The 13,195-nt window shown below is 67.7% G+C and carries 12 protein-coding genes; 2 read left to right on the forward strand and 10 right to left on the reverse strand.

Annotation, left to right across the window (positions count from 1 at the left end):
- Position 1: 1 nt before the first annotated feature.
- The 5 genes from ccmB to GO606_RS03635 all read right to left on the reverse strand — a co-directional run bounded on the left by ccmB (position 2) and on the right by GO606_RS03635 (position 6,116).
- Positions 2 to 679 (reverse strand): heme exporter protein CcmB, encoded by a 678-nt coding sequence (gene ccmB, locus GO606_RS03615; protein ID WP_169118888.1) that lies wholly within the window; start codon positions 677 to 679, stop codon positions 2 to 4.
- Positions 676 to 1,302, reverse strand: coding sequence for a cytochrome c biogenesis heme-transporting ATPase CcmA (ccmA, locus tag GO606_RS03620; protein WP_169118897.1), 627 nt, complete (start codon positions 1,300 to 1,302; stop codon positions 676 to 678). Before ccmA ends, ccmB begins: the two co-directional genes overlap by 4 nt.
- Positions 1,303 to 1,476: 174 nt before the next feature.
- The gene (locus GO606_RS03625; RefSeq protein ID WP_169118887.1) at positions 1,477 to 3,318 is read right to left on the reverse strand and encodes a tetratricopeptide repeat protein; all 1,842 of its coding nucleotides are present in this window, start codon (positions 3,316 to 3,318) and stop codon (positions 1,477 to 1,479) included.
- 186 nt (positions 3,319 to 3,504) lie between these two features.
- Positions 3,505 to 4,167, reverse strand: coding sequence for a two-component system response regulator NarL (gene narL, locus GO606_RS03630; RefSeq protein WP_169118886.1), 663 nt, complete (start codon positions 4,165 to 4,167; stop codon positions 3,505 to 3,507).
- Positions 4,164 to 6,116, reverse strand: a complete 1,953-nt coding sequence (locus tag GO606_RS03635; protein WP_211166661.1) for a histidine kinase — start codon at positions 6,114 to 6,116, stop codon at positions 4,164 to 4,166. The genes narL and GO606_RS03635 overlap by 4 nt, the downstream gene beginning before the upstream one ends.
- Before the next feature lie 205 nt (positions 6,117 to 6,321).
- On the opposite strand from GO606_RS03635, the gene GO606_RS03640 reads away from it, so the two are divergent.
- Entirely contained in the window at positions 6,322 to 7,011 is a 690-nt protein-coding gene (locus GO606_RS03640) for a Crp/Fnr family transcriptional regulator (RefSeq protein ID WP_169118885.1), read from the forward strand.
- Positions 7,012 to 7,048: 37 nt separating this feature from the next.
- On the opposite strand, the gene GO606_RS03645 is transcribed toward GO606_RS03640, so the two are convergent.
- From GO606_RS03645 to gmk, 5 genes are all read right to left on the reverse strand, one after another.
- Positions 7,049 to 8,461: an exonuclease domain-containing protein gene (locus GO606_RS03645; protein WP_169118884.1), complete on the reverse strand. Its 1,413-nt coding sequence runs from the start codon at positions 8,459 to 8,461 to the stop codon at positions 7,049 to 7,051.
- Positions 8,462 to 8,541: 80 nt separating this feature from the next.
- Positions 8,542 to 8,730 (reverse strand): DUF3460 family protein, encoded by a 189-nt coding sequence (locus GO606_RS03650; RefSeq protein WP_169118883.1) that lies wholly within the window; start codon positions 8,728 to 8,730, stop codon positions 8,542 to 8,544.
- Positions 8,731 to 8,828: 98 nt separating this feature from the next.
- On the reverse strand, positions 8,829 to 11,027 hold the full coding sequence (locus GO606_RS03655) for a RelA/SpoT family protein (protein ID WP_169118882.1): 2,199 nt from the start codon (positions 11,025 to 11,027) through the stop codon (positions 8,829 to 8,831).
- Positions 11,028 to 11,052: 25 nt separating this feature from the next.
- Positions 11,053 to 11,268: a DNA-directed RNA polymerase subunit omega gene (gene rpoZ / locus GO606_RS03660; protein WP_169118881.1), complete on the reverse strand. Its 216-nt coding sequence runs from the start codon at positions 11,266 to 11,268 to the stop codon at positions 11,053 to 11,055.
- 3 nt (positions 11,269 to 11,271) lie between these two features.
- Positions 11,272 to 11,886 (reverse strand): guanylate kinase, encoded by a 615-nt coding sequence (gmk, locus tag GO606_RS03665; protein ID WP_169118880.1) that lies wholly within the window; start codon positions 11,884 to 11,886, stop codon positions 11,272 to 11,274.
- A 263-nt stretch (positions 11,887 to 12,149) separates the two neighbouring features.
- Here gmk and GO606_RS03670 point away from each other — a divergent pair, with 263 nt between their 5' ends.
- Positions 12,150 to 13,193 carry a DnaJ C-terminal domain-containing protein gene (locus GO606_RS03670; RefSeq protein ID WP_169118879.1) on the forward strand — a complete coding sequence of 348 codons (1,044 nt, stop codon included), beginning with the start codon at positions 12,150 to 12,152 and terminating at the stop codon, positions 13,191 to 13,193.
- Positions 13,194 to 13,195 lie beyond the last annotated feature (2 nt).

The following is a 13,195-nucleotide window of genomic DNA, read 5'->3' on the forward strand; positions in this document are numbered from 1 at the left end:
ATCATTCGACTGCGATTCTGAGCGCCGCTGCGCATGCGACCGGCGCCAGCGCCAGCGCCCCGAGCAGCCCGCCACCGAGCAGCAGGATATGGGCGTCCGCCCCAGTGCCGGAAAGGTGGGAATCTACCGCGCCGGCACCGAAAATGAGCACCGGAACGAACAGCGGCAGGACCAGCAGCGCGAGCAGCATGCCGCCGCCGCGCAGCCCGAGCGTCAAGGCCGCGCCGACTGCACCGAGCAGGGCCAGGATCGGGGTGCCGAGCGCCAACGATAGGACGAGGACCCCGAGCGCTCCTTGCTCCACGTCAAATAGCAGGGCCAGCGCAGGCGCGACGAGCACGAGCGGCAGGCCGGTGGCGATCCAGTGCGCGACAACCTTGGCGACGACCCACAGCACGGTCGGCTCCGGTGACAGCAGCAGCTGTTCCAGCGTGCCGTCGGCGTGATCCTGCGCGAACAGGCGGTGCAGCGACAGCAGCGTCGCGAGCAGCGCCGCGACCCACAGCACGCCGGGCGCGATCGAACGCAGCTGGTTGGTTTCGGCGCCGACGCCGAACGGAAACAGGCACACCACGACGACGAAGAACGCGAGCGTGACCAGCACGTCGGCCCGGCCTCGCCATGCGAGCAGCAGATCGCGGCGCAGCACTGCGGCAAACGGACCCAGCGTACGGCTCAAGCAGCCACCTCGGAGAGATCGAGCACCGTCGGCGGCACGGCAAAAGGAGCGTCCTGATGTGTCGTCAGGATCACGACGCCGCCCGCGGCGCAGTGGTCCGACAGCGTCGTTGCGAGATCGGCGACCGCTGCGGCGTCGAGCGCGGTGAACGGTTCGTCGAGCACCCACAGGCTGCGGCGGATGCCGAGAAAAAGCCGCGCCAGCCCGACGCGCCGGCGCTGGCCCTGCGACAGCACGCGCGCCGGCAGATCGAGCTGGTCGGCGAGGCCGATGCGCACGAGCGCGTCGACGCAAGCGTCCTCGTCGACGTCGTCGCCCGCCGCGGCACACGCGAAGCGCAGGTTTTCGAGCGGCGTGAGCAGGTCGTTCAGGGCCGGCGCATGGCCGAGATAGAGCAGCGTGCGATGAAAGGATTCGCGGTCGCCCGTGATCGGCCGGCCGTTCCAGCGGATCTCGCCCGCTTCGGGATGCGCGAGCCCGCACAGGATGCGCAGCAGGCTGGTTTTGCCGAAGCCGTTCGGGCCGGCGATCCGAAGCATGGCACCGGGCGCCACCTGCAGGGAGAGGCCACGGAACAACAGGCGGTCACCCTTCAGACAGGCGAGATCGGCGGCATAAAGCATGGGCGTGGATTTAACCACAGAGCGGAGCGCTCCGGGAGGCTGCTTGAAGGTCGAACAGCGCGGTTTCGCCACGGGAAGCGAAACCGCGCTTCAGGATCGCCGGAACTCGCTCACTGCGGTTTCGCCGCGGCCGGCATCTGCCCCCCCATCACGACAGCGCTCGAGCGCAGCCCCTCACAGGCGTGAAAGTTCCAGGGTACGGGGGTCGCCGATCCACGCCTTGTCCAGCATGCCTCTGACAACCCGGGCACCCGGCGCATCGCCGCGCTGCTCGTAAAGCCGCATCAAGCCGAACAGCGCCCAGCCGTTGTTGGGCGCGCGTGCCAGGCTCGAACGCAGCACGTTCTCCGCATTGTCCAGGTCGCCGGCGAGCAGCAGTGCCGCCCCGAGGGACTGGCGCGTCGGATAGTACCAATAGGGTGGCTCGGTGTAGGCCAGCCCATCTTCCAGCGCGACCGCCGCTTCAAAATGACGGACGGCGCGCATCGGGTCCCGGTTCGCCTGGGCGATGCGCGCACGCAGCACCTGTTCGGCGAGGCGCAGCACGTCCTTCGCGGGCACGCCGCCGGCGACCAGATCGGCAAAGTCGTTTTGCTGCCCGAGGCGGACGATCGCATCGGCTTCGGCCTGCGCCGCGCTCACGTCACCGGCGCCGGCCAGGCCCACGCCGCGTGCGTAGTGCCACATCGCCTGCACATAGGGGAAGTCCGCCGGATCGGGCAGGCCGAGAATTGTCTTCGCGTCACTGAACTGCGCGTGGGCGAAATAGGGCGCGGCCATGATCGGCTGCACCCAGGGGATGTTCCTGGCCGCCGCATCGGAGACGATCCGGCTCAGCTTGGCGGCGGACTCGATGGCGGTGGCGCCATCGCCGGCCATTTGTGCGGACACCATCAGCGAGTGAATGTTGTGCGGATAGTAAGCCTGCGGATAGATGCCGACCGGTGCCGAACGGGCGATGTAGGTCTCGTCGGCACGCACGGCCTGCCGGTTCGCCTCGATCGCCTCCTTGTACATGCCGACACGGAAGAAAGTGTGGAACGGCATATGCACGACATGTCCGGCGCCCGGCATCAGCCGGCCGAGACGTTGCGCGTAGGGCACGGCGCGCGCAGGATCGCTGGAACTCTCGGTGAGATGGATGTAGTAGTGAATCGCGCCCGGATGATCCGGCGTCTTGCGCAGCACTTTCTCCAGCAGGCCGACGATCTCGGCCGCGCGCCCCTTGGCTCGAAAGCCGCCGGCTTCCCAGTAGTCCCAAGGCTGCCGATCCATCAGGGCTTCGGCGTAGGTCAGCGTGATCTGGTCGTCGTCGGGATAACGCTCCGCGACCCGCTGCATCGCGTCGGCATACGCCGCGTCGAGCGTCGCGCGGTCTGCCTGCGGATCCCGCGCGTAGCGTGCCGTCAGCGCTTCGATCAGGGCGCGTTCCTTCGCGCTCGCCCTGGCCGAGAGCCCGTGCGCCTTGTTCACCGCGTCGAAGGCAGGCGCGACAGCAGCGGGGTCCATCGGAGCGTTGATGTTGGGGCCCAGCACGAGCGCTTCACCCCAGTAGCACATCGCGCATTCGGGATCGAGCGTGCGCGCCTTGCGAAAAGCGCGCAGCGCCTCGCCGTGGTTGAAGGCGTAGGCAAGACGCAGGCCCTGGTCGAAGAACTGCTGCGCAGTGGGCTTGGAAGTCGTGATCGGGTAGTGCAGGGTACCCAGGTTGTCCATGAGCAGCGGGTTGGCATCTGCTTGGGCGATCGACTCCGCATCCGGGATCGCTCTGCTGAACGGACCGACTTCGGTTCGCGCCGGCTTACGGCCGTCGTCTGCTTGCGCCATGGCGAGCCGGAAGAAGGTCTTGTTCTTGTATTGGGGTCCGCTGCGTTGCGGCGCACAAAACGGCACGCCGATCGTCGTCAGCAGCGCGGAAGTATTGGCCCTGCGCGAAGCCTGGTACTCGCCGAACGCCATCGTACCGATCAGGCCAGCGCCGATCAGGGTAGTGATGAGTAGCTTGCGTTTCAACATGGTCCGGTTCCTCCGCGAAAAACGCTCCCTGCCAGGAAGCCCCGCTTGCAGAGGGCGAAGCTTCTGAACGAGTCGCGTCCTCAGCCGTCAATCTGACTTCAACATAGACCACGGCCTGGAAAAATGAGGGGGCCGGCCGGAGATCGCTGCGCGACGTGCGACCGGGAGGGCGCGAGCGATCGGCATTCAGCGCTCGCCGCGCTGGTTCGCGACCGCCCAAACGGCCGCTTCGACCCGCGAACGGAAGTTGAGCTTGCGCAGCACGTGCTTGACGTGCACCTTGACGGTGCCTTCGGCGATGCCCAGCTCGCGGGCGATCAGCTTGTTCGACAGGCCGGCCGCGATGCGCTCGAGGATGCGCTGCTCCTGCTCGGTGAGGCCTGCATCGGTGACGCTGTCGGGGCGTTTTTCCCGCCGCAGCGCCGCCGCCATCAGGTGGGTCAGCGCTTCGGACACGACGATGCGTCCCGCTGCCGCGGCCTGCAGCGCCTCGACCATCTGCTCCGGCTCCATGTCCTTGAGCAGGTAGCCGTCGGCGCCCGCGCGCAGCGCCGCGACGAGGTCCTCGGCAGCATCCGAGACCGTGACCATCACGACGCGCGTGTCCAGATCGGCCTGGCGCACGAACTTCAGCACCTCGAGCCCGGACATGTCCCTCATGTTCAGGTCGAGCAGCAGCAGGTCGGGGCGCAGATGCAGGATGTGTGCGATGCCTTCCTTGCCGTCGGCCGCTTCGGCGACCAGGCGGAAACCGGGCACGGTGCGCAGCAGCTGGATCAGTCCTTTGCGGAACAGCGGGTGGTCGTCGATGATGACGACCGACTGGTGAGTGTCGTTCCTGTCGTTCATTGCGCCTCGGGAGTCGGTGCGGGTGACGAAGCCTCGTGCCGGGCGACCGGGTCGAAGCGCACGCTGACGCGCGTGCCGCCGTCGGGACGGGGCACGATCTCGAGCACCCCGCCGAGCCCCCGCGCCCGCTCGCCCATGATCGCCAGCCCGTAATGGTGCGGCTCGGTGGCAGCGGCCGGGCGGATGCCCTTGCCGTCGTCCTCGATGATCACCCGGACTCCATCCGGATGGCCGAACAGCCCGACGCGGATCGAACTCGCGCGGGCATGGCGCGTCGCGTTCGACAGCGCCTCGCGGATGATGTGCAGCACGTGGATTTCCTGGTTCGGGTTCAGATGGCACACGCCGAGGCGGATCTCCAGCTCGATCGGCATGCCGCTGCGGCCAGCGTACTCCTCGACGGTGCTGCCGAGCAGGCGGGCGAAATCCCCCTCCATCTGCAGGCGGAAGGTGGACAGCAGCTCGCGCAGCTGCCGGTACGCGGCGTTGATGCCGCCTTTCATGTCGGCAAGGATGTCGGACGCGTCGTCGCGGCGTTCGGGCCGCTGCAGCGCCGACGCCAGCAGGCTCGCCTGGATCTTCATGTACGACAGCGACTGCGCCAGCGAGTCGTGCAGTTCGCGCGCGATGATCGAGCGCTCCTCCTGCAGCGCGAGGAGGCGCTCGCGCTCGCTCTGGTGCGAAATCCCCAGCGCAATCCCCATGTGGCGGGACACCGCCTCGACCAGCGTGTGCTGCCACGCGCGCAGCCGCTCGCCCGGCGGCAGCGCGAGCCGCATCATGCCGTAGAGGTGGTCGGCATCGCGCAGCGGCACCAGGAACACATCGAGGTCGCCTTCGCGGCGATAGCTCCACGGCATCGTCCGCCCGGGGCAATGGGTGCACTCCTCCTCGCTGCGCGAGCGGACCGGACAGTCCCCCATCGTCGTCGACAGGACGGTCGCGACCCCGCCATGCTTGGGCTGCACGCACACGAAGCTGCCCTTGAGCCCGAGCACCTGCTCGAGATCCTTGAGCGTCTCGGCATACGTCTCGGGCGAGGCCGGAGCGTGATAGAGACGCGCGATGACGTGGTACAGCAGCTCCAGCGCGCGGTTGCTGCGCATCAGGTCCGCGGTCTTCTGCTCCACCCGCTGCTCGAGGTCGCGATAGACGGTCGACAGCTCGTCGGCCATCGCGTTGAACGCCGAACCCACGCGGCCGAGTTCGTCGCGCCCGGTGTAGCGGCTGCGGGCGCGGAAATCGCCGCCGGCGATGCGTGCGGCGCAGTCGCGCAGCTCGGTCAGCGGCATGAACACGCGCTGGCGGATGACGCAAAGCGCCGCGACCATGACGACCATCACCATCCCGAGCGCGACCGCAAGCGTCATGCGCAGCTGCTCGATGCCGGTCTCGGTTTCCTGCTCGAGCACCGCCACCAGCGCGTCGATCTGCGCCGTGAAGGCGTCGACGTCGGCGAGCAGGTGCTCGTAGAACAACGCGTCCGGACTTTCGCTCGCGAGCTCCGGCGCCCCGAGCAGGCGCGGCCTGAGCTTCACATACCAGTCCGTGTGGATGCCGCGGTAGACCGAGGCGAAGAGGCTGCCCGGTTCGCGTTCGAGCACCTTCTCCAGCGTCGCATGGCCCAGCCCGGCCTCGAACGCACCGATCGCCGCTGCGACTTCGGCATGTCCGGTGCGGCCATCGAGGGCTGCGGCGAGCGCGACGCTGGCTGCGCGATGAGCAAGACGGCGCAGGCCGCCCGCCGCGTTGACCGCGCTGCCGCTGCCCTGGACGGTTTCGACGATGACCACCGAGGCGCCGATTCCGACCAGGCTGATGAACGCCACGGCGACGAACGCCAGCACCAGCAGGAGCTGCGTCGCGCGACCGGCGAGCGAGGCGCGCACACCATCCATGACCCTGATGCCGACAAAGACATCCGCATTGCCGGCACTGTTCACACCCATACCCCCTTTTCCCCGCAGTTGCTGGCGATCGCTACCATTATTCCGTATAAACCATTTACATCAATGGCTTGCATTTATTTCTCTCTACCTCCAAGGAGGTATCTTCCGTTTGCCTGCCCGACCCGCGGCGGGTCGATCGTCACGTGGAGCGTCTAGACTGCGGCCTGCATCCCTGAACACGAGCATCTCGAAGGAGCACGACAATATGGCGACCGCTATCCAGACCCCGGCGTTCCAGTCACTTTCCTGTCTTGAACCCTTCAGCAGCCTCGATGCGGCAACGCTGCAGCGCCTCTCGCGAGGCGTGCGGGTCTGCCGTGCGTCGCGCGGCGAAATGCTGATGCACCGCGGCGCGCGTCCGGCCGGCATGTACGCGGTCATCGAGGGCGAAGTCAAATTATTCCTGATCTCCAGTGCGGGCGCCGAGAAGATCGTGCGCCTGGCAGGCCAAGGCGACTCGTTCTGCGAGGAGAACATCCTGTCCGACACACCGCAGACGCTCGCGGCCCAGGCAACGCGCGACAGCGTGGTGCTGCATCTGCAGCGCCCGGCGCTGCAGACCGCGATGGCCGCGCACCCGTCGCTGACGCAGGCGCTGATGGCGCGGCTGTCGCAACGAATGGGCGAACTCGTCGAAGGGATGGAGCAATGCATCCAGCGCAGTTCGACCCAGCGCGTCGCTCATTACCTCGTGCAGCATGCCGACTGCAGCGCGCAGAACGTCGAAGTGCGCCTGTCGTGCGACAAGCAGACGATCGCCTCGCAACTCAACCTGACGCCGGAAACGTTCTCGCGCGTCCTCAACCGGCTCACCCGCGACGGCATCATCGTGCCGCGCGGCCGGCGGTCGATCACCCTCACCGACCTGCGCAGCCTGCAATCGATCGCCGCCTGACCCCCGAGGCCGCCCGGCCGGGAGCCCCAGGCCTGGCTCAGCCGGGATTTTCGATCGGTCGCACGGTGGCCAGATTCGCCTCGGCAGCGAACCAGCGCACCAGCATGCGGTAAGTATCGAGGTCGAAGCGGCGCGCGGGCACGTTGCCGAGCAGCGCCGCGAGCGCCTCGGCGCTGTCCGCGCTGCCAAGATGACACCAGTGGTCAACGAGATGGAAAGCCTCGCGCCCCGAATGCGCACAGCGCTCCTCGACGACGACCGCCCCGGCCCACGGCCACGCCCGCAGCGTCACCGCCCCGAGCGCGCCCGCAAGGCGCGCATCGTGCGCGGCGATGCTCTCCTTGCCGGCGCACACACCGGCGCAACGCCTTGCCTCGTGCGCGCCGCAGGGGCCGCTGCCGCCCTCGAGACCGAGACGGCGCGGACACAGCTGGTAAAGCTGGGCGAGTTCCCGCAGCAGGCTGTCGGCCTCCTTGCGGGTGCGAAAAGTGCCATGGACCGCTTCCCAGGCCGCTGGATCGGTCGCGTGCAGCGGCACGCGCTCGAAGATCGGCGCGCGCTTGCGCTGCGGCACGAGGCGCAGGCCGAACACCTCTTCGCCGCCGACCGCCGGCCGGGCATGAAGCGGCCGGCGCGCCCTGAGCAGCTCGGCTTCACGCAGCGACGCGGCAAACTCGCCGGCAGTTTCCTCCCATTCCACGCGGCGCACCTGGCGCGCCAATCCCGCCTCCCGGCTGCCGCCGCCGCCCGCCGAAAAATGTTCCATGACGCGCGCCCGCAGGCTCGCGCTGCGCCCGATGTACAGCAGCCGGTCGCTGTCGCCGAAGAACGAATACACGCCCGGCGCGTCCGGCACGCCCTCGAGCGCCCCTTCGGGCAGTCCGGGCGGCCGGGCCGGCAGCTTCATCGCCCGCTCGCACGCGCGCGCGAGCACGTCGGCGGAAAAGGATCCGGAGACCAGGCGCGCAAACTGCCACAGCACGTCGGTATCTCCCATCGCGCGATGGCGCGCGCCGCACGTGAAACCGTGGCGCTCGATCAGCGCGTCCAGTCCATGACGATGGTGTTCGGGGTACAGCGCGCGGGAAAGCTTGACGGTGCACAGCACCGACGCCTCGAACTGCTGGCCGAGGCGGGAGAACTCGTTGCGGATGAAGCCGTAATCGAAGCGCGCGTTGTGGGCGACGAACACTGCCCCGTCGAGATGCCCGCGCACGCGGTCGGCGAGTTCGGCGAACGTCGGAGCGGCCGCGACCATCTCGTCGGTGATGCCGACCAGACGCTGGATCAGCGACGGGATCGGGCGCTGCGGGTTGACGAGGCTCTCCCAGCGCGCGACGATTTCACCGCGCTCGATGCGCAGCACGGCAATCTCGGTGACGCGGTCGGAGACGGGGTTCGCGCCCGTCGTCTCGACGTCGATCAGGACCAGCGAATCAGGAAGCGACATGGGGGCATCGGTCGGACACGTTCGTGCATCCGACCCGCTCCACAATCAGGCGTTGCGTGCCGCAGCGCGGGCGGCGCGCGTCAGTGGTTGATATCGTAATAATAGGGCTTGACCGGCACTTTCGACTGGTCGAGGCGCGCCTGCGCGACGACGTCCTGCGGCTTGTCCCACCACAGCGCCCGGCCCTTGCGCTGCTCCTCGATTTCCTGCGGATGCTTCGCCAGCCACTCGCGCATGAATTGGGTGTGTTCGGATTCGTAGATCGCCATGCATTGCTCCCGGAAAGATCGGCAATTGTAGGCGAGCGTCCCGAATGCGCCAATCGCGATCGATGGGGCCGGCCGCATCGCACCGCCTCGCCGCCCGGTCAGCTGCGCACGTCACCCTTGAGCCGCCCGATCCGCACGACTTCCTGCACCCGGCGCACGCCGCGCATGACTTTCGCCAGATGCATCCGGTCGCGGACCTGCAGCACGAGGTTGATCGCGGTGTAGATGCCCTGCTCGTTGTCCATGCTGACGTTCTGGATGTTGCAGTCCTCCTCCGAGATCGCGCTCGCGACCTTGGCGAGGACGCCGCGGGTGTTGCGCGTCAGCACGCGGATCGTGACATCGAACAGGCGGTCTTCACCCGCCTCCCACTCGACGTCGACCCAGCGTCCGCGGTCGCTGCGCAGCTTCGCCACCACCGCGCAATCGTGCAGGTGGACTTCCAGGCCCTGGCCCTTGCGGATCATGCCGATGATCGGGTCGCCGGGGATCGGCTGGCAGCAGCGCGCGAGCTGCACCGCAATGCCCTCGCTGCCGCGGATCAGGATCGCGCCCGCGGGCTTGGGCTTGATGACGTCCGGCCGGCCCGATTCGAGGTCCTGCGCCTGCGCGACGCGCCGCGCGACGATGACCGGCAGGCGCCGGCCGAGCCCGATGTCGGTAAAGACTTCCTTTTTGCTGCGCATGCTGCGGTCGCGCAGGAAGCGCTCCCACGCGAACGTGCTGATCTGGCCCAGCGTCAGCCCGTGCGGGCGCAGCGCCTGGTTCAACAGCCGCTCGCCGAGGGCGACCGATTCTTCCTGCTGCGCGCCCTTGAGGAAGTGACGGATCTGCGCGCGCGCCTTGCCGGTACGCACGTACGCGAGCCAGGCTGGATTGGGATTGGCGTGCGCGGCGGTGATGATCTCGATCTGGTCGCCGTTGTGCAGTTCGGTGCGCAGCGGCATCAAGTCGCCGTTGACGCGGCAGGCGACGCAGCGGTTGCCGATGTCGGTATGCACCGCGTAGGCGAAATCGACCGGCGTCGAGCCTTTCGGCAACGACAAAATCTTGCCCTGCGGCGTGAAGACGTACACCTCGCCGGGGAACAGATCGATCTTGACGTGTTCGAGGAACTCGGTCGCACCGCCCGAGGCCGACTGCAGTTCGAGCAGCGACTGCAGCCACGAGTGCGTCTTCTGCTGCAGTTCGGTCAGCGTCTTCTCGTCTTCCTTGTACAGCCAGTGCGACGCGACACCGGTCTCGGCGATGTGATGCATCTCGGCGGTGCGCACCTGCACTTCGACCGGCGTGCCGAACGGCCCGATCAGCGTCGTGTGCAGCGACTGGTAGCCGTTCGCCTTCGGGATCGCCAGGTAGTCCTTGAACTTGCCCGGCACCGGCTTGTACAGCGAATGCAGCGCGCCGATCGCGAGGTAGCAGCTGGGCACGTCGCGCACGATGACGCGAAAGCCGTAGATGTCGAGCACCTGCGAAAACGACAGCCGCTTTTCGGCCATCTTGCGGTAAATCCCGAACAAATGCTTCTCGCGGCCCTGCACTTCGGCTGCGATGCCCCACTGCGGCAGGCGCTCCTCCATGCCCTGCAGCACCTTGCCGACGACCTCGCGGCGGTTGCCGCGCGCCGCCTTGATCGCGCGCGACAGCACGCGGTAGCGCAGCGGGTACTTGTGCTCGAACGCGAGTTCCTGCAGTTCGCGGTAAAGATTGTTCAGGCCGAGCCGGTTCGCGATCGGCGCGTAGATTTCGAGCGTCTCGCTGGCGATGCGGCGCCGCTTGGCGGAGCGCACGCACTGCAGCGTGCGCATGTTGTGCAGGCGGTCGGCGAGCTTGATGAGGATCACGCGCAGGTCGCTCGCCATCGCCAGCAGCATCTTGCGGAAGTTTTCCGCCTGCGCTTCCTCGTGCGAGCGGAACTCGATCTTGTCGAGCTTGGACAGGCCGTCGACGAGCTCGGCAGCGGTACGGCCGAAGCGGTCGGCGATCTCCTGCTTCGAGATGTGCGTATCCTCCATCACATCGTGAAGGAGGGCCGCGATCAGCGCCTGGGCGTCGAGGTGCCAGTCGGCGACGATGTCGGCGACGGCGACCGGATGCGAAATGTACGGGTCGCCGCTGATGCGCAGCTGACCCTCGTGGGCGCTCGCCGAGAAGTGGTAGGCAGCCTCGACCTTCTCGATATCCTCAGGCCGCAGATAGGTCCCGAGCTTCTTCCGGAGCGCGACGAAATCCGACGACACGGGGGGGCCGGACGGCGAACCGAAAGGGCCCGGAGCGGGAATCGCTGCAGCGTCCATCGGCTGTTCCCTCCCCCCGCAGGGGTCAGGCCTGCCCGCGATTGAGGACTTCCAGACCGACTTTTCCGGCCGCGATTTCGCGCAGCGCGATCACGGTCGGCTTGTCCTTGTCGCCCTTTTCAAGCTCGACCTGAGGCGTCGAGCCGATCGTGATCTGGCGCGCGCGGTAGGTCGCAGCGAGCGTGAGCTGGAAGCGGTTGGGGATCCTTTTCAGACAATCTTCGATCGTGATGCGAGCCATGGTTCAGTCCTGTTCAAGAAAATCGAAATACTGCAGATGTCGCGCGTGCTGGTTTGCATAACGCAGGCGCGAAGCCCGCACGACCGCGACGAGGTCGTCGATCGCACACTGCAAGTCGTTGTTGAGTATAACGTAGTCGAATTCCCCGACATGACGCATCTCGCCGCGCGCCCCGAGCAGCCGCCGCATGATCACGTCGTCGCTGTCGGTGCCGCGCCCGCGCAGGCGGGCTTCCAGCTCTTCGAGCGACGGTGGCAGGATGAACACGCCGACGGCGTCGGGAAAGCTCTTGCGCACCTGCTGCGCGCCCTGCCAGTCGATTTCGAGCAGGATGTCGCGCCCGGTCGCGATCTGCTGCTTCAACCAGACCTTCGAAGTAGCGTAGTAGTTTCCATGCACTTCGGCCCATTCGAGGAACTCGCCGCGATCGCGCAGCGCGCGAAACGTCGCGACATCGACGAAGTGGTATTCGCATCCGTCGCGCTCGCCGGGGCGCGGATCGCGCGTCGTGTAGGACACCGACATATTCACCTGCGGATCGCGTTCGAGCAGACCGCTGACGAGAGTCGTTTTGCCTGCACCCGAGGGCGCAGTGATGATGATCAGGGTTCCGGGCATGTCTTCGTTCGTGCCGACCCGCAGGCGGCGCACTCTCCGTCGTTTCTGGCAGGATTCGCTTACCGGGATGAAAGTATCCGCGGGACCGATTGTGCCAGCCCGTGCCGCCGATCACCAAGGGGCCCGCGTCGGAGCCGGCCGGCGCCGGGACAAAGGCGTCGATCGCTCGCGCGCAGCGGGATTCGACGGAGCGCGAGTCAGGCGTTACCCTGTCCCACTTTGCTGCGCCGGAACCCTGACGATGAACTCTTTTTTCGCGTGTAATGTCGCGCACCGACCCCCATAGCCTCCTAGGCCTGGCCCCGGGCGCCGGGGAACGCGAGATCAAGCACGCTTTTCGCCGCCTCGCCATGCGCTGGCATCCCGACCGCAATGCCGATCCGGCCGCGATCGAGCATTTCAAGCGCCTGCGCGCCGCCTACGAAGACCTTCTCGCCAGACATTCGCGCGGCCGGACGCCGGCAGCGGCGCGCCACGACGCGGAGGCCGGCGATGCCCCGCCCGACGAGCCTCCCGAAGCCACGCCGCGCGGAGCCGACCGTCGCGAGGATCTCGTGCTGAGCGTGGAGGAAGCGTTCGCCGGCGGCGAGAAAGCGTTCATGATCGCCGATGAAATTCCGTGCGACGCCTGTGGCGGCAGCGGCGAGGAAGTGCTGCGCCATACCCGGCTGTGCGCCACCTGCCACGGCTCGGGGCGTGTTCGCCATGGCAGGAGTCTCGCCCGCTGCGACGATTGCGGGGGCCGTGGCTATCTGAGCAGGCAGGCCTGCGCGGTCTGTCACGGCAGCGGGCAGGCGCGCGCAGCGCGGACGCTCCGTGTCCGGATTCCGGCCGGCGTGCTCGACGGCGACGAACTGCGGGTCGCCGGGGCCGGCGAAGTCTGCGATCGCGCCGGCGGCCAGGCGGGAGACCTCGTCCTGCGGGTCGTCCTGGCGCCGCACGCGCTGTACCGGCTCGACGGTCGCGACCTGATACTGAGCCGCCCGGTCAGCGCGTTCAGGATGCTGCTCGGCGGAGAACTGCCGATTCCGCTGCCGGACGGCGTTCGCCACCTGAAGCTCGAACCCGGGCGGGCGACGACGCGCGAACTGAGGGTCAAGGGTGCCGGCTTTCCCGGGCGCGGCGGACAGCGCGCCGGCGCGCTGATCGTGCGGTTGGTCCCGGTGCTGCCCGAAGCGCCCGACGCGGAAATCCTCGCCCTGCTCGATCTGGCCGAAAGTCACCTGCAGAACACCCTGTCCCGCCACTTGCCGGATGTGGCAAGCTGGGAAGCGCGCTGGCTCCCGGACGTCCCCGAAACGCGCTGAGC

The organism is Aromatoleum anaerobium (assembly GCF_012910705.2).
Classification (GTDB): domain Bacteria; phylum Pseudomonadota; class Gammaproteobacteria; order Burkholderiales; family Rhodocyclaceae; genus Aromatoleum; species Aromatoleum anaerobium.